Here is a 16,229-nt window from a genome sequence, read left to right as displayed (position 1 = left end):
AAACCCGACTTCAGCAGGACAGGCCTTCTCCGGATTCAGTCGTACTCCTCCTGTGCCGTGCACCCGCTGCGCCCACAGTCGCGACAAACAAGGCGAGAACCCGGCCAGAGGAAGACAGCCCCACCCCAGGGCGCCAGGAGGAGAGCGAAGATCGCCATCACGACGATCTCCACCGCCAGGCGGAGCCGGTCGACATCCAGGCTCTCGCACTGCGGGCAGGGAGGATGACACGGTTCCCATCGACCGGTTTCCGGCTCCTCCGGCTGGGCGTTCCACTCCCCGCCGATCGCCTCTCGCGTCCTTGGCAGATCTGACGGACGGACGCCCACGCGCCCCCCCGCCAGTCGAGCGCTCCCCTGAACAGATGGGCTGACTCCACGTCGAGGCCCCGGGCCACTGTCACGAGGGGAATGAACTCCGGTCTGTGTTCCTCGCTGGGGTCCCCGTCAACCAGAGCGCTCCCGCAGTCGGAGCACGCCGCAACCCCCTCGCGAAACTCCGCAGCACGCTCCGTACTTCCGCGGTGCGGACACTCAGGATGGGGGGCACCGCATCCTCCCCTTCCCCGCTTGTCCCGCGGCATCCCCTCCCCCACGATCGAGATAGCGACACCACGGAAGGACCGTGCCGAACCCCGATGACGCATCACCACCCGCCCTGACCCGGTGACGATGCGGAAGCTCACGCTAACTCAATGATAAGCCTCGGGGTTCCCCGCGCGGAAAGCCGCGATAGCTGCTAGAATGCGGCGTTTTCCGAAGGGTCCCATGCAGACACGATCCCCCCAGGCTCTCCCACCGAAACGCACCACGAGCTGGCTGGCCGTCTACGCCGAGCTGGGCAAGCTGCGCCTCGGCTCGCTGGTGGTTCTCACGGCCATCGTCGGCTACGCCCTCGGCGTCCGGGAGGGCTTTTCCTGGCTGACGGCCCTGGCCCTGGCCCTGGGCACTCTGCTGGCCGCGGCCGGCGCCAACACCCTCAACCAGTGGCTGGAAGTCGAGCGCGACGCCCGCATGCACCGCACCCGTACCCGTCCGCTGCCCACCGGCCGGATCACCCGCCGTCACGCCGTGGCCGCGGCCCTGGGCGAGAGCGTTCTGGGCACGCTGCTGCTCGCCCTGGCCTGCAACCTGCTGACGGCCGTGCTGGCCCTGGCGGTGATCCTGCTCTACGCCCTGGTCTACACCCCTCTCAAACCGCGGAGTTCCCTCAACACCCTGGTCGGCGCCGTCTGCGGCGCGGTGCCGCCCATGATGGGCTGGGCCGCCGCCCGGGGCAGCCTCGATGCGGGAGCGTGGGTTCTGGCCGCGACCCTCTTCGTCTGGCAAATCCCCCACTTCCTCGCCCTGGCCTGGCTGTATCGCGAAGACTACGTTCGGGGCGGCTACCGTATGCTTCCGATCAGCGACCCCAGCGGCGCGGTCACCTGCTGGATGGCCCTGCTCTACTCGCTGGCCCTGGTGCCCGTCGGCCTGGCGGCCACCGCGGCGGGCATGGCGGGCTGGGTCTACGCCATCGGCGCCGTCGTGCTCGGCGGCCTGATGATTGAACGGACCGTGCGCCTGCTCCGCCGCCGCACCGACCGCGCCGCGCGCCACGTGTTCTGGGCTTCCCTGGCCTACCTGCCGCTGCTGCTGGGGCTGATGGTCATCGACGCCCATCCGGCGTCCCCGCGGGCCGATGCCCCGCCGGCCACCCGCAGCGCCGCCACCCTGTTCTTCCGCTGAGACGATGAGCCTCGGCTACCGTTCCGCTCTCTGGCCGGTGTTCGGCTTGCTGGCCGCGGCCCTGGCCACCGCGGCCTGGCTCGGCGGGCCGCGCCTGCTCCACCCCAGGCACACGCAGGCGGGCGAGGGCCTGGACGTCGCCGCCCACGGCTTCGACCTCGCCGGCTTTCAACTCGATCGCACCTTGCTGGCCGCCTCGGGACAACCCCCCGACGGCCTGCTGGCCCTCCACGCCCCGCCCCACTTCAGCGCCTCCCTGGCGGACCGGTGGAACACCGAGCACCGGGGCAAGTACCTGGTCGGCTCCGACAGGGTGATCGGCCTGGCCTGGGGCGGCCAAGCCCGGGCCTATCCCCTGCGCGTGCTCAACTGGCACGAAATCGCCAATGACACCCTGGGCGGAATTCCCGTGGCTGTGACCTACAACCCCCTCTGTGACGCCGCGGTGGTCTTCGACCGGCGGGTGGACGGCGACGTGATCGACCTGGCCTTCAGCGGCCTGCTCTACAACTCCAACCTGCTGGCCTACGACGTCCAGCCGGAACGCGGTCGCCGGAGTCTCTGGAGCCAGCTCCTGTTTCGTGCCGTCAGCGGCCCCCGGGCGGGCCGCCGTCTGAAGGTGCTGCCCGCCAGCCTGGCGCGCTGGGGCGATTGGCGACGGGCCCACCCCGACACCACCGTCCTCGAACCCGACCCCAACCTGGTGCGCCTTTACAAGCGCGATCCCTACGCCCCGTACTTCGGCGACGAGCGGCTGCGTTTCCCGGTTCGTCCGCTGCCCGAACCCCATCGACGACGCAAGGAGGGCGTGGTTGCGCTGGTCAGCGACGAACAGACGCGGGTCTGGACCCACGGGGAACTGGCAACCATGGCGGCGGCCGACGGCGTCTTGCGGCTCCCCTTCCGCGGGCGGACCGTTCGTGCCCGCTGGAACCCGGAGCCACCCACCGTCCTTGTCGAGGATCTCGCCCCGGAATCAGGCATCGGTGTCGTCCACGCCTTCTACTTCGCCTGGTATGCCTTCCACTCCGCACCGGAGGCGGCCGGCAGGGCTACCAGAGCACCATCAGGACGAAGAGCAGCAGCCACACGGCCGTGAGAAAGTGCCAGTAGGCGGCGAGGTATTCCACGGCCCCGCAATGGTGCGCATCGTAGGCGCCCCGCCCGGCTCTCCACAGGACGAAAACCAGCGGAACGGCACCGCCGACGACGTGGACGGCGTGGAGCGCACTGAAGACATGGAAGGTAAAACCGTAGAGACTCGACCGGACCCCGCCCCCCGTCGCCTGGAGCTGGACCCACACCGCAGCCTGGCTGCCGAGAAAAGCCACGGCCAGCGCCAGGGCGCCGCGAAGCCGGCCGGCCAGCCGAACCCGGTCTCCCGCTCTCGCCGCGCGGAGAGCGCGCGCCATGAGCACGCTCGCCCCGACGGCCAGCGCTGTGCTCAGCCAGGTGCTGCGGGGGATCGGTGGAGCGAGAGCGGGCGGCCACGTACCGGCGCCCAGCCGGATCGAGACGTAGGCCACCATGACCGCGCCGAAAAGCATGCTCCCGGACAGCAGAAACAGGGCCAGGCCCAGCCGGCCCCTGGCGGTAGCGGCCAGTGCGGGCCCCGTGATCCACCTCTCGAGCCGGGCGGACCTGGGGCGCGATCTCACTGGGAATGCATCGCCGGGGCGTAGCGGGGAATCAATTCCGGCTGGTAGGCCGTGCTGTCGAGAAGGGTGATGCCGATCAGCAACGCGAGAAAGAACAGCGAGGCGATGAAGACCACCGCGTTGAACGGCCGTTCCCATCGCATGTGCATGAAGTAGAGCACCACCAGCGATCCCTTGACCGCCGCGATCGCCATGGCGATGACGATGTTCAATTCGCCGAAATCGAACTGCGCCACGCCCACCGTGACGACCGTCAGCGCGACGAGCGCGCCCCAGACCGCCAGAAGCAGTCTCACGGGCACCACGTGGGGGCTGGAACTATCGTGTTTGGACATCGTCGGCCTCGTCTAGCTGATCAGGTAAAGCAGCGGGAAGAGGAAGATCCAGATCAGGTCCACCAGGTGCCAGTAGAGCCCCACCATGTCCACCGGCGTGAAGTAATCGGGACCGAAGTCGCCGCGCGCAGCACGCATCAGGACCCAGCCGATGACGCCCATGCCGATCAACACGTGCAGGCCGTGCAGCCCCGTCAACGCGAAGTAGATGCCGAAGAAGATGTGCAGGTTCTGGGGAGGCCGGGGTATCACCTCCACCGGCTCCGGCTGCCCGGCGCCGGCGTCCCCGGCGACCGGGGCCGCATCCGAAGCGGGCGCGACAGGAGCATCCGCCGCCGGCCCCGAAGGCAGCGAGGCGACGGCCACCTCCTCGGGAATGCCATGCTCCTCGAGCACGTGGGGGTCGGGGTTGTAGCTGCGCCCCCACAGCAGCTGATGCTCGAACTTTTCCTTGTACTCCACGTACTTGACGCCGAGGAAGACCGTGGCGAAGACGAGGGTCAGGATCAGCATCCAGACCAGCCCCCGCCGCTTGCCGAGCTGGGCCAGCCGCACACCCCAGGCCATCGTCAAGCTCGAGCAGATCAGAACCAGGGTATTGAAGGCGCCCAGTTTCCAGTTCAGCATCTTGTGGGCGTAGTGGAACATCTCCGGATCGTGAGCCCGAAAATACGCGTAGGCCGCGAAGAGCCCCCCGAAGAAGAGCACTTCCTGGGCCAGGAACAGCCACATCCCCAGCTTGCCGGCCTCGACCTGCTGCGCGGGGTCATCGAAGTGGTGGGCCAGGTTCCGGGGATGTTCGTGGCTCACCCCGCCCGGCGCTCTCGCCGCCTCGCTCATGAAACTATGCCCTCCCCTCGGCCGCAGCCGCAGATCGATGGACCCAGCCTTCCGCCTCGCCCTTCCAGGTCAAATCCGTGAAATCGTAGGGATCCCGCGAACCGTCCGGGGTCGACTCGAAGTTCGTCGGAGGGGGCGGTGAGGCCGTCTCCCACTCCAGCGTCGCACCACCCCACGGATTGGCCGGAGCCTTTCTGCCGTTGCGCAACGAGGCGAGCAGGTAGAAGAGCACCATGACCAGGGCGATGCCCGTCAGGTAGGCCCCGACGGTCGAAATCACGTGCCCGGAGTGATACTTGGGCAGGTAGTTGTAATAGCGCCGGGGCATACCGTTGTAGCCCATCAGGAACTGCACGAAGAAGCTCAGGTTGAAGCCCAGGAAGACGAGAACCGCGGCGATCCGCCCCAGTTTCTCGTTGTACATCCGGCCCGTGATCTTGGGCCACCAATAGTGCAGGCCGGCGAGAAACGCCGTCACGGTCCCACAAACCATCACATAGTGAAAGTGGGCCACGACGAAGTACGTGTCGTGCAGGTGGACGTCGACCGAAAGCGTGCCGAGAAAGAGGCCGGTCAGCCCGCCGATCAGGAAGAGGAACATGAAAGACAAGGCATAGATCATCGGCGTGTCGAGCCGAATCGAGCCGCCGTAGAGCGTCGCCAGCCAGTTGAAAACCTTGATCGCGGACGGAATCGCCACGGCAAAGGTCAGGAACGAGAAGATCGTACTGGCCAGGTTCGACTGCCCCGAGGTGTACATGTGGTGTCCCCAGACGAAGAAACCGATCAGGGCAATGGCCACCGAGGAGAAGGCGATGAACTTGTAGCCGAAAATATGCTTGCGCGAGAAGACCGAGATCGTCTCCGACATGATCCCCATCGCCGGCAGCACCATGATGTAGACCGCCGGGTGGGAGTAGAACCAGAAGAAGTGCTGGAAGAGCACCGGGTCACCACCGAGGTTGGGGTCGAAGATCCCGATGCCGAAGACCCTCTCGAGGGCCAGCAGCAGGAGGGTGATGGCCAGCACCGGGGTGGCGAGGATCTGGATCACAGAGGTGGCATAGAGCGCCCAAACGTTGAGCGGAAGCTTGAACCAGGTCATGCCCGGCGCACGCATCTTGTGCACCGTGACAATGAAGTTCAGTCCCGTGAAGATCGAGGAAAAACCCAGGATGAACGCCGCGAGGGTCATCGACACCACGCTGGTGTTGGTCGTCGTGCTGTAGGGCGTGTAAAAGGTCCAGCCGGTGTCGACCCCGCCGGTGGCCAGGGTCCAGATCGCGAAGAACGCGCCGAACATGTAGATGTGGTAGCTGGCCAGGTTGAGCCGGGGAAAGGCCACGTCCCGGGCACCGAGCTGCAGGGGCAGGACGAAATTGCCCAGGGCCGCTGGAATCGCCGGGATCAGGAAGAGGAAGATCATCACCGCTCCATGGAGGGTGAACATCTTGTTGTAGGTATCGGGCCCCATGATCGTACGCTCGGGCGTGAGCAGCTCCGTACGCACGAGCATCGCGAAAAAGCCCCCGAGCGCGAACATGGTCAGCGTCGAGACCAGATACATCACGCCGACCCGCTTGTGGTCGAGGGTGAAAATCCACGAGAGAATCCCGCGGGAGGCGCCGAGGTAGTTCGTCTCCGCCTGCGCGCCGGCATCGATGGCGGTCATGGCTTCTCCTCCGGGGCCGCCTCGGGGCCGCCCGAGCTGAGGCTCTTGATGTACTCGATCAGGACCGTGATCTCTTTGTCCTTGATTCTTCCCTGGAAGGTAGGCATCACCGGTTCGTATCCTTCGACCACCTTGGCCTGCGGATTGAGGATCGATTCGCGAATGTAGTCTTCGTCGACCAACACCCTGGTGCCGTCCTTCATCGTCACCTCGTGCCCGAAGACACCCTTGAGAGTCGGTCCGATGCCCCGGTTGCCATCGACCGTATGGCACTGGGTGCAGCCCCGGGTCTTGAACACGCGCTCGCCGGCCTCCACGGGAGGCATCGCCGCGATGAAATCCGAGGCCAGGGTCAACCACTGATCGAACTCACCGGCGGGATGGACGATCACCTGGGCCAGCATGTCCGAGTGACTGGTCCCGCAGTACTCGGCGCACAGCAGCGTGTAGGTTCCCGGCCGATTGGCCTTGAACCACAGCTTGTTGTAGCGCCCGGGAACGACGTCTTTCTTGACCCGGAAGGCCGGGATGAAGAGGCTGTGAATCACGTCGTTGGAGGAAAGCACGAGGCGGATTTCACGATCGACCGGAAGGTGCAGATCCTTGTCGACATAACCGTTGGGATAGGTGAACTCCCAGGACCACTTCTGGGCGTTGACCAGGATCTCGTAGGCGTTCTGCTGCGGCAGGTTCATCTGCATGTAACCCTTGAAGCCGGAGTAGAACATCACGATCACCAGGATGCTGGGGATGATCGTCCAGGTCAGCTCGAGAGCGGTGCTGTGGGAAGGCCCCTGGCCGAGTTCGCGATCGCCGCGGTAGCGGAACTTCACCACGAAAATCACCGCCAGCGCCGTGATCAGCACGAAAAAGAAAACGCTGACATAGAAAATGTAGTTGAAGGTCCAATCCACCGAGTCGGCCACGTCGGCCGCCCGAACGGGCAGGCTCAAACCATCGCCGGGCCCCGCCAGCGCCACCGCGCCGAGGAGGTGATCGAACAGGCTCATCATCGTGCTTCCGTCGCGGCCATCTTCTTTTTTCGGCGCCTGTCAACCCGCCAAAGCACCAAGAGGACCGATCCGAGTGCCGCGATCGTGATCGCCCCCATCACCCGCATCAGCGCCATCGCCGCGGGGGTGTAGCGTCTTTCCTTCGCGTCGTAGTGAAAGCAGTAGAGAATCACCCGATCGAGAGTCGTACCGATCGTACCCTCCGAGGCCTCGACCAGGGCCAGGCGAAGGGTCTTGGGCTCCTGCGAGACTCCATAGAGATAGCGTACGATCTTCCCTTCGGGCGAGAGCATGAAGAGCACGGCCGTGTGGGCGAACTCGTCCTGCTCCCGGAGATAGCGGTAATCGAATCCGACTTGAGTCGCCAATTCGGTGATCACCGGCTGCTCGGCGGTCAGAAAATGCCAGCCCGCCGCCGCCGAAGGCCGCTGGTAGCTGCGGATGTAGTTTTCTTTCTTGGCCGCCGCGAGGGCCGCGGTTTCATCGGGATCGATGCTGACGGTCAGGATCGTGAATTCCTGGCCCGCGGTCCACTCCAGTTCACGCAGCGTATCGACCAGGCTGTTCCAGATCAGGTTGCAGAGCATCGGGCAACGAAAATAGCCGAGACTGAGGATCACCGGTCGGCGGCCATCGAAGTAGTCGCCCAGGACCACCCGCCGCCCGTTTTCGTCGACCAGTTCCAGGTCCGCGGGAAGCCTGCGGCCCAGGTGCTCGGTCACGCCCACTCCCTGGAGTTCGTCGGGTACCGCCTTGACGGTCTGGGCCGCCGCCGGTCCCGCGACGAGCAGCGCCAGCAAGGCGATGGGCAGCGACGGCTTCACCGTCCCCCCCCACCCCGTGCCTCATCCTCGATCACGAGCTCCATGGCCCGCTCGATGGGCACCTGCACCCGGCCCGCCTGCTGGTCGATCCAGCGATATTCCGTCAGTTTCTCGAGTTGCTCGGCACGGACGCGGGCGAGGGTCGTATCCTCGACGGCCACGACTCTCTGTTCGAGCATCCGCCGCTCCGCAAAGTTGTAGAAGCCCTCCAGGGCCAGCACGGTCGCAATGACGATGATGCACCCGGCGGCCAGGACGAAACCCAGGGCCAGGGGGTCAGGATCGCCTTGTCCCTTGCTCCACATCACGCTCTCCTCATCCCGCCGCCGCGGACCCGGCGCGGGCGTCGCCGGACGCCCGGCTTGCCACGGGATCAGACATTTTCGAAACTCAGCGACTCGCCGAGGCGGGGATCCTTCTCAGGCACCAGCGCCGCCTTGCCGATCAACCGGGACCAGCCCGCCAGGTAGAAACCGCCGATGCCTACCAGGCACAGCAGGTCGAACAGGCTCCAGGGCACCTCCGCCGCCTCGTGGTTCATCTCCGGCAGCACGATCCAGTAAAGCTCGATCCAATGCATCGCCAGCAGCCACAGTCCGGCCAGGACCAGGATCGGCAGCCTGCGCTTGACGTGCTTGGACATCAGGAACACGAAGGGCAGCATGAAATGCCCCACGACGATCAACCACGCCACGTCGGACCAGGTCCCCGCTTCCCGGCGAAGGTACCAGCCGATCTCCTCGGGGAGGTTGCCGTACCAGATCAGCATGAACTGGGAAAAGGCGATGTAACCCCAGAAGACGAGGAAGGCGAACATGAACTTGCCCATGTCCTGGAAGTGCTCGGGGGTAATGGCCCGCTCCAGGCGGCCACGGCCTTGCAGCCACCAGACGATTCCCGGCAGAAGCGCGAAAAAGGCCAGGAATCCGCCGGCGAAGAAGTACACGCCGAAGATCGTGCTGAACCAGTGGGGATCGAGGGACATCAACAGATCGAAAGCGGCCAGGGTGACGGTCAGGGCGTAGACGAACATCAGCGGGGCCGATACCTTCTCCATGCGCTGGGTCAAGCGATAGTCACCGGTCCGGTCCTGCTTGATGGATGTCCGCAACAGGAAGAGACTCCCACCGACCCAGGCGATGAAGTAGAGCGCCACGCGGACGAGGAAGAAGTCCAGGTTCAGATACCCCGCCTTGTGCTGCAGGATATGATCGTGGGCCACGGCTTCGGCATCGAGCCAGTGATAGAGATCGTGAAGCCCGAAGTAGAGGGGCACGAACAGCAGGCCGCAGATCAACGTATTGGCCGCCAAGCCCTCGGCGATCCTCCGGAGCACCACCGACCAGCCGGCCTTGGCCAGGTGCTGGATCAGGACGAAGCCCAGCGCTCCCAACGAAATGCTGAGAAAGAAAACCCAGTTCACCAGGTAGGACCACCACAGGCGGTGCATCCCCCCTTCAGCGCCCTGGGCCAGGCCGAACGCCGCCCCCAGGCCCAGCACGCCGAGAACCAGTCCAACAAGGGTCAGCCGGGCCGACAAGCCCTCGAGAAAGCGGTTTTCCCGGCTGATGTCCGTGATCTGCTGCATCACCCACCTCGCCTCAGCGGAGAGTCGACCGCTTGTCCGCCGGAACCTCGTCGATGCTCGCGCGCCGGCTCCGCTGAAGCGCGCGAACGTAGGCCACGATGGCCCAGCGATCGGCCACTGGAACCTGCGAACCGTAGGCGGGCATGTTCCGGATTCCGTTGGCGATCGTGTTGTAGATGTGCCCCACGGGTCGCTCGACCACCGTCTGGTCGTGCAGGTTCGACGGCGGCGTCCAGGTGCCCTCCCCGAGTTCTTCGGCGCGACGGGCGACCATGCCGTCGCCGTCACCGGCCTGGCCGTGGCACGGGGCGCAGTAGATACCGTAGCGCTCTCTTCCCCGTTCGAGCAGGGCGCGGTCGACCCGCACCTGCCCGGGGAAAGTCGTCGCGAAGGCCTCGCCGACCTTGCCCCGGTAGTAGTGGTCGTCCTCTTGCAGCTCACCCTGGGCGATGGTGCCATCGACGGGCAGCCTCATCGCCCTTCCGTCCGAAAAAAGCAAACTCGCGGACTGGGCCTTGAACTTTTCCTGGGAATCCATATCCGGAACGATGTGGATACGGGGCTGGGAGGACACGCGGGTCCGCGCCCGGGCGATCCACGCCAGGGGAACGAACGACAGGCAAACCAGCAGGATCAACAGGTAGACCATCGGTCTCGGCATCGCCTCAGTCCTCCACGACTTCGACGCCGAGTCCTCCCAAGGACTCGAGGAAAGCGCGGGTTTTCTCCGGATCGAAGCTGGGATCCCGCGCCTCGATGACGATGAAGAAGCGGTCGTTGGTCACCCGCCGGAAGCGTTCACTGCGAAGCACCGGCTGATACCAGCGCGGCAGGCCGTTGGCAATCAGCATGCCCACGAACGCGGAGATCGCCGCGAAGAGGACGGTCGATTCGAAGACGATCGGAATGTTGGCCGGGATGCCGAACAGCGGCTTGCCGGCGATGTTCAACGGATAGTCCACCCCGTTCATCCACAACTGCATGGCCAGGCCCAGGGTGGCGCCCGTCGCTCCGCAGGCGAGCACGAGCCAGGGCAGCCGGGTGTCCCGCATCCCCATCGCGTCGCTCAGGCCGTGTACCGGGAAGGGGGTGTGGGTGTCCCAGTACTCGTAGCCGGCGTCCCGCACCTTCTCGGCCGCGTGGACAGCTTTCGCCACGTCGTCGAACTCGGTCATCATCCCCCAGATCCGGGGTTCCTGTCCGCTCACGATGCATCCTCCCCGTGCCGCGGTCGCTGGCGATCCGGATGCGGAGCGTCGGGCCAGTAATCGCCGAAGGGCCGGTGTCCGTCGTGGGAGACGAGCGCCTGCGGCATCACGCTCTTGACCTCCGCCATGGCCACGATCGGCAGGAAGCGGATGAAGAGCAGGAAGAGCGTGAAGAAAAGCCCGAAACTGCCCACAAGTGTGAGAATGTCGATCAGTGTCGGCGTGAAGTGCCCCCAGCTCGAGGGCAGGTAGTCGCGGCTGAGCGAGCTCATCACGATCACGAATCGCTCGAACCACATGCCGATATTGACGAAAATGCTGATGATCCAGACCCCCAGCGCGCTGGTCCGAACCTTGCGGAACCAGAAGAGCTGCGGGATGAAGGCGTTGCAGGTGAACATGATCCAGTAGCCCACCTTGTACGGGCCGAAGGCCCGATTGATGAAGGTGAACTGTTCGGCCAGATTCCCGCTGTACCAGGCGATGAAGAACTCGACGGAATAGGCGTAGCCGACCATCGAACCCGTGACGAGAATGATCTTGGCCATGTTCTCGATGTGCCGCCGCGTGATCAGGTCTTCGAGTCCGAGGAAGCGGCGACAGGGGATCAGAATCGTCGCCACCATGCCGAAGCCGCTGAAAATCGCTCCGGCCACGAAGTAGGGCGGGAAGATGGTCGTATGCCATCCAGGCAGGATGGAAACCGCGAAGTCGAAGCTGACGATGGAATGCACGCTGAGCACCAGCGGCGTGGCGAGGGCGGCGAGAATCAGGTAGGCCCGCTCGAAGCGAAGCCAGTGACGATTCGACCCGGTCCACCCCAGGCTGGCGATGCCGTAGGCGATCTGCCGGATCTTGCCCGTCGCCCGGTCACGCAGAGTCGCCAGATCGGGCACCATACCCATGAACCAGAACATGGTGGAAACCAGCGCGTAGGTGCTCACGGCGAAGACGTCCCACAGCAGGGGACTGCGGAAGTTGGGCCACATGGCCATCTGGTTGGGCAGCGGGAAGAGCCAGTACGCCAGCCAGACACGACCGATGTGAATCGCCGGGAACGTCCCGGCGCAGGCGACCGCGAAGATCGTCATGGCCTCCGCGGAGCGGTTGATGCTCGTCCGCCACTTCTGACGGAAGAGAAAGAGCACCGCCGAAATCAGCGTCCCCGCGTGGCCGATGCCGACCCAGAAGACGAAGTTGACGATGGGGAAGCCCCAGGCCACGGGCACCTGGTTGCCCCACACGCCGACACCGGTGGTGATGAGGTAGACGATGCAGGCCTTGAGGATCAGGAGCAGCGTCAGGGCCACCCCGAACGAGGCCCACCATCCCAGGGGCCAGCGCTTGCGCTCGGCGACCGCGCAGACCGTCTCGGTGACCTCGGTAAAGCCCTTGCCCCCGAGAACCAGCGGTGCCCGCTGCCGGGGATCCTGCCCCAGATTGTCGATCGGTGCCGTACTCATGGGTCAGTGGTGCTCCTTGGATCCATGCCCACCGCCACCGGGGGGAGGATTGCGAACCTTCCCCAGGTAGCGGGTACGCGGCTTGACGTTCAGTTCCTCGAGCATGCCGTAGGCCCGCCGGTGCGCATGGGCCCGGGCGACCCGACTCTCCGGATCGTTCAGGTCGCCGAAGACGATGGCCTGGGTCGGGCAGACCTGGGCGCAGGCCGGAACGATCTCGCCGTCGGCGATCGGCCGCTGCTCGTTGGCGGCCTGGATCTTCACCGCCTGGATACGCTGGGTGCAGTAGGTGCACTTTTCCATCACACCACGGGAACGGACCGTCACCTCCGGGTTGTGAACCAGCGATTCGAGCTCGGTCAAGTTCTTGTGGTAATTGAAGTAATTGAAGTGCCGCACCTTGTAGGGACAGTTGTTCGAGCAGTAGCGCGTGCCCACGCAACGGTTGTAGACCATCACGTTGAGCCCTTCGCTGTCATGGACGGTCGCCGCCACCGGGCAGACCGATTCGCAGGGAGCGTCTTCGCAGTGGTGGCAGGCCACGGGCTGGAAAGCGATACCCGCCTCGTCCGGCTCGCCCTTGTAGTACCGGTCGACCCGCAGCCAGTGCATCTCCCGCCCCTCGCCGACCCGCTCCTTGCCCACCACGGGAGTGTTGTTCTCCGCCTGGCAAGCCACGACACAGGCACTGCAACCGATGCAGGTGTTGAGGTCGATGGCCATGCCCCACTTGTGGCCGTCGTACTCCCACTCTTTCCACATCGACATCGGCTCCATCTCGTGGACCCGGTGCCGAACGAAATCAGGCTGCTCGCGGTATTCGGCCAGGTCCGCCTCCCGCACCAGCTCGCCGGCCCGTCGACCGGTCTCGTCCCGGCCGAGCTGGTCGATGGCGAAGTGGTCCTGGGTGCAGGAAAGGGGATAGCTGCGACCGAGGGGAGTGACGCGAACCCCCTCGATCCAGCCGGCACCGGCCACCGTACGCAAGGTGTAGGCGTCGACCCCCACCGAAGTGCCGACCCGCCCCGCCCGACGGCGACCGTAACCCAGGGCCAGGGAAGCGGTGCCGCGGGCCTGGCCCGGCGCGACGAAGACCGGAACCTCGAGACGACGCCCGTCGACCTCGAGAGCGACCAGCTCGCCATGCTCGGCCCCCAGCGCCTCGGCGGTGGAAGGCCCGACCATCAGCGCATTGTCCCAGGTCAGCTTGGTCAGGGGGTCCGGCAGTTCCTGGAGCCAGGCGTTGTTGGCATAGCGACCGTCGTAGGTGGCCCCCCGGGTGAAGACCAGGTCGACGGCTCCCTTGACCGCGGCGGAACCCGCGAGAGCCGCCAGCTCCGGCCGCAAACGATCCATGGCCGAGGCGGAGGGGCGGACGGTGATGGGCTCGAGGGCCGAGCCGGCGACCACGCCGTCGTGAACGCTGCGGCGCCAGGCCTTCTCGAAACCGACCTCGCCGAGCCAGTGGCGGAGGGTGCGGCGCACGATCTGGTGACCGGACGTCAAGACCCCCGTCGTCAGCAGGGAGAGCAGTTCGATGGCGCTGCGCCCATCGTAGAGCGGCGCGATCAGCGGCTGGGCCACGCTCACCGTGCCGTCCCAGGCCCGCGCATCGCCCCAGGTCTCGAGGAAATGAGCCATCGGCAGATGCCAGGAGCAGAGTTCGGAGGTCTCGTCCTCGTAGAGCCCCAACCGGATGCTCTGCCGCACCCGGCCCAGCTTCTCCGCCAGGCCGAGTTCCGCCGGAGCGTCGTAGGCCGGGTTGCCGCCGATGATCAGCAGTGTGTCCACGGAACCGGCGTCGATGGCGGCGGCCAGCTCGGTGACGGCCTGGAAGTGGGACGGACGATCGCCGTCCGGATCGGCGGTGTAGGAAACGGTCGCGCCTCCAGCACCGAGAGCGGCGTTGATCAGATGGGCCAGGGCATGGAGCACGGCCGGCTGCCGGGGGCCGACGGCAAGCACCACGTCGGGAGCGTGAGCCGCCAGGTCCTCGGCCAGGCCCGCCGCAAACGCCGCCGCGCGGGGCTCGAGGCCATCGGCCGCCAGCCCGGCTCCCCCGGGGAAAAGGCCCCGGCGCGCCAGCTCGCCGGCCACGGCGATCAGCACGCGCCCCACCTCGGCGGGAGCGACCGGCAACCGCTGATCGGCGACCGCGCCCGTCAGGGAGTAGGCGCTCTCCACGGCGTAGAGCCGGCTGGGGTCCGCCTCGTCCACCCGCCGGCGGGAATCGGCGAAGTCCCTGGCCTGGGCCAGCGCCGCGGGGTGATCGAAGATCGGGTCCGCGTCGAAACAGGCGATCACCGCCGCCCGGGCCAGCCGCAAGTGGCTGCGCAGCGGGCGCCCGAAGGCCATGCGGATCCCCTCGCGCTCGCTGTCCCGGGAAAGCGCCTCGTACTCGTGCCACCGGGCCTGGGGAAAGGCCTGGCGGAACTCGGCAGCCATCCGCCGGAAGCTGGGCGAAGAGGAGGCGGCGGTGAGCACATGCAGCCCCCGGCCGCCCCGGGCACGCAGATCGCCGAAGGCGGCGGCGGCGAAGCCGTCGAAATCGCTCCACGCCGGGTGTACCTGCTGGCCCCCTTCCCGCCGCACCAGCCGCGTCGACCGGTCGGGGTCGTAGAGCTCGAGCACCGCCGCCTGGGCCAGCGCGTCGGTGGCCCCCCGCGAGGCGGGATGGCGCGGATTGCCTTCCACCTTGACCGGGCGCCCGTCGTAGCTCGTGACCAGCAGGCCCGAGGCCGCGCCGCCCACGTCCATCGCCGTGGCGTAACGCTCGGGCACACCGGGGACATGTCCTTCCGGCCGGCGGGCGAAGGGCAGGATGGTCTCCTTCGGCCAGCGGCAGGCCGTCAGCCCCGCCAGGGCCATCGAGGCCCCCATCAGTCGCAGGAAAGAACGGCGGGAAGAGCCGGAAAGCTCCGGCATGGCGGCCGGGAACTCGCTCTCCAGCCAGCGGCGGAACTCTGCGGTCTCTCCGAGCTCTCCGAGAGAGCGCCAGTACTTCTTGTCGGGCACCGGGTTCTTCATCGATGACATGTCGAGCAGTCCGTGGAGGGTTGAAGGTTACGCTTCTCCCGCACCTGGCGACCGACCTCGGCACGATCCTCCTCAGGCGCCCAGTCGAGCTGGGTCACGTACTGGGGGGGGCGCAGGTGGACATCGGGATTGCGGTGACAGTCCAGGCACCAGCCCATGCTCAGCGGAGCCACCTGCCGGACCTCTTCCATGCGATCCACACGGCCGTGGCACTCCACGCATCCCACACCGCGGGTCACGTGAGCCGAGTGGTTGAAATAGACGTAGTCGGGCAGGTCGTGCACCCTGACCCAGGGGATCGGCTCGCCCGTGGCGTGGCTCTGGCGGACGAGAGCCAGCTTGTCGCTGGTCGCCCGGACCCGCTGGTGGCAGTTCATGCAGGTCTGGGTCGGGGGGATCGCGGCCTTGGCCCCCACCTCGACGGTGTTGTGGCAGTAGCGGCAGTCGATACCCAGCTTGCCCACATGGAGGGCGTGGGAGTAGGGCACCGGCTGGACCGGCTGATACCCGGCATTGATCGTCTTCGGCGAAAAGCCCAGCCAGACGACCACGACGAGATAGACCGGCCCGCCCACCAGGGCCAGGCCGATGATCGTCCTGATATGGTTGGCCCACTTGGGGAATACGAAACGGCGATCAGATTCCATGGTTTCCAGGCCCCGGGGTTTTCACCCAGCGCGCGCCGCCCCGCCCTTCCATCGCAAAACAGATCCTCGGCGAAAGTCGATCACCCGCTTCTTTCGCTTCGTTCCCGCGTCGCAGGGAGGTAGATGACGGCTTGGTCGAAATGATTACCCGCTCAAGGGGCCTAATCATGCATGGATAACCGGGGCAGACAAGAGGCGCCCCTTGATCCAGATCAAGC

15 protein-coding genes are annotated in these 16,229 nt (G+C 66.1%); 2 read left to right on the top strand and 13 right to left on the bottom strand.

The annotated features are described in order from the left end of the window. The first annotated feature begins 767 nt into the window (after positions 1 to 767). Both cyoE and Q9Q40_11655 read left to right on the top strand, forming a co-directional pair. Positions 768 to 1,727, top strand: a complete 960-nt coding sequence (gene cyoE / locus Q9Q40_11660) for a heme o synthase (GenBank protein ID MDQ7007877.1) — start codon at positions 768 to 770, stop codon at positions 1,725 to 1,727. Positions 1,728 to 1,731: 4 nt separating this feature from the next. Further along, entirely contained in the window at positions 1,732 to 2,826 is a 1,095-nt protein-coding gene (locus Q9Q40_11655; protein MDQ7007876.1) for a DUF3179 domain-containing (seleno)protein, read from the top strand. On the opposite strand, the gene Q9Q40_11650 is transcribed toward Q9Q40_11655, so the two are convergent. From Q9Q40_11650 to Q9Q40_11590, 13 genes are all read right to left on the bottom strand, one after another. After that, complete coding sequence (locus Q9Q40_11650) at positions 2,780 to 3,385, bottom strand: cytochrome c oxidase subunit 3 (protein MDQ7007875.1); 606 nt, start codon at positions 3,383 to 3,385, stop codon at positions 2,780 to 2,782. The two genes, Q9Q40_11655 and Q9Q40_11650, sit on opposite strands and share 47 nt — an antisense overlap. Then, positions 3,382 to 3,720: a cytochrome C oxidase subunit IV family protein gene (locus tag Q9Q40_11645; protein ID MDQ7007874.1), complete on the bottom strand. Its 339-nt coding sequence runs from the start codon at positions 3,718 to 3,720 to the stop codon at positions 3,382 to 3,384. Before Q9Q40_11645 ends, Q9Q40_11650 begins: the two co-directional genes overlap by 4 nt. Positions 3,721 to 3,732: 12 nt before the next feature. After that, entirely contained in the window at positions 3,733 to 4,560 is an 828-nt protein-coding gene (locus Q9Q40_11640; GenBank protein ID MDQ7007873.1) for a cytochrome c oxidase subunit 3 family protein, read from the bottom strand. A gap of 4 nt (positions 4,561 to 4,564) precedes the next feature. Further along, positions 4,565 to 6,232 carry a cytochrome c oxidase subunit I gene (ctaD, locus tag Q9Q40_11635; protein MDQ7007872.1) on the bottom strand — a complete coding sequence of 556 codons (1,668 nt, stop codon included), beginning with the start codon at positions 6,230 to 6,232 and terminating at the stop codon, positions 4,565 to 4,567. After that, positions 6,229 to 7,245, bottom strand: coding sequence for a cytochrome c oxidase subunit II (gene coxB, locus Q9Q40_11630; protein ID MDQ7007871.1), 1,017 nt, complete (start codon positions 7,243 to 7,245; stop codon positions 6,229 to 6,231). The genes ctaD and coxB overlap by 4 nt, the downstream gene beginning before the upstream one ends. After that, the gene (locus Q9Q40_11625) at positions 7,242 to 8,069 is read right to left on the bottom strand and encodes an SCO family protein (protein ID MDQ7007870.1); all 828 of its coding nucleotides are present in this window, start codon (positions 8,067 to 8,069) and stop codon (positions 7,242 to 7,244) included. The genes coxB and Q9Q40_11625 overlap by 4 nt, the downstream gene beginning before the upstream one ends. Further along, positions 8,066 to 8,374 carry a hypothetical protein gene (locus Q9Q40_11620; protein MDQ7007869.1) on the bottom strand — a complete coding sequence of 103 codons (309 nt, stop codon included), beginning with the start codon at positions 8,372 to 8,374 and terminating at the stop codon, positions 8,066 to 8,068. The genes Q9Q40_11625 and Q9Q40_11620 overlap by 4 nt, the downstream gene beginning before the upstream one ends. A 68-nt stretch (positions 8,375 to 8,442) precedes the next feature. Next, positions 8,443 to 9,657, bottom strand: a complete 1,215-nt coding sequence (locus Q9Q40_11615; GenBank protein MDQ7007868.1) for a quinol:cytochrome C oxidoreductase — start codon at positions 9,655 to 9,657, stop codon at positions 8,443 to 8,445. Between the two features lie 13 nt (positions 9,658 to 9,670). Further along, complete coding sequence (locus Q9Q40_11610) at positions 9,671 to 10,318, bottom strand: cytochrome c (GenBank protein ID MDQ7007867.1); 648 nt, start codon at positions 10,316 to 10,318, stop codon at positions 9,671 to 9,673. Positions 10,319 to 10,322: 4 nt separating this feature from the next. Next, positions 10,323 to 10,865, bottom strand: a complete 543-nt coding sequence (locus Q9Q40_11605; protein MDQ7007866.1) for a DUF3341 domain-containing protein — start codon at positions 10,863 to 10,865, stop codon at positions 10,323 to 10,325. Then, the gene (nrfD, locus tag Q9Q40_11600; protein MDQ7007865.1) at positions 10,862 to 12,328 is read right to left on the bottom strand and encodes an NrfD/PsrC family molybdoenzyme membrane anchor subunit; all 1,467 of its coding nucleotides are present in this window, start codon (positions 12,326 to 12,328) and stop codon (positions 10,862 to 10,864) included. The genes Q9Q40_11605 and nrfD overlap by 4 nt, the downstream gene beginning before the upstream one ends. A gap of 3 nt (positions 12,329 to 12,331) precedes the next feature. Beyond that, positions 12,332 to 15,343, bottom strand: a complete 3,012-nt coding sequence (locus Q9Q40_11595) for a TAT-variant-translocated molybdopterin oxidoreductase (protein ID MDQ7007864.1) — start codon at positions 15,341 to 15,343, stop codon at positions 12,332 to 12,334. 8 nt (positions 15,344 to 15,351) lie between these two features. Continuing rightward, positions 15,352 to 16,011 carry a cytochrome c3 family protein gene (locus Q9Q40_11590; GenBank protein ID MDQ7007863.1) on the bottom strand — a complete coding sequence of 220 codons (660 nt, stop codon included), beginning with the start codon at positions 16,009 to 16,011 and terminating at the stop codon, positions 15,352 to 15,354. Between the last annotated feature and the right edge of the window lie 218 nt (positions 16,012 to 16,229).

This window comes from Acidobacteriota bacterium (assembly GCA_030949985.1).
In the GTDB taxonomy this organism is placed as follows: Bacteria; Acidobacteriota; Polarisedimenticolia; order J045; family J045; genus JALTMS01.
Note: the sequence above shows the minus strand (reverse complement) of the source record. Positions and strands in the feature narration are given on the sequence as shown.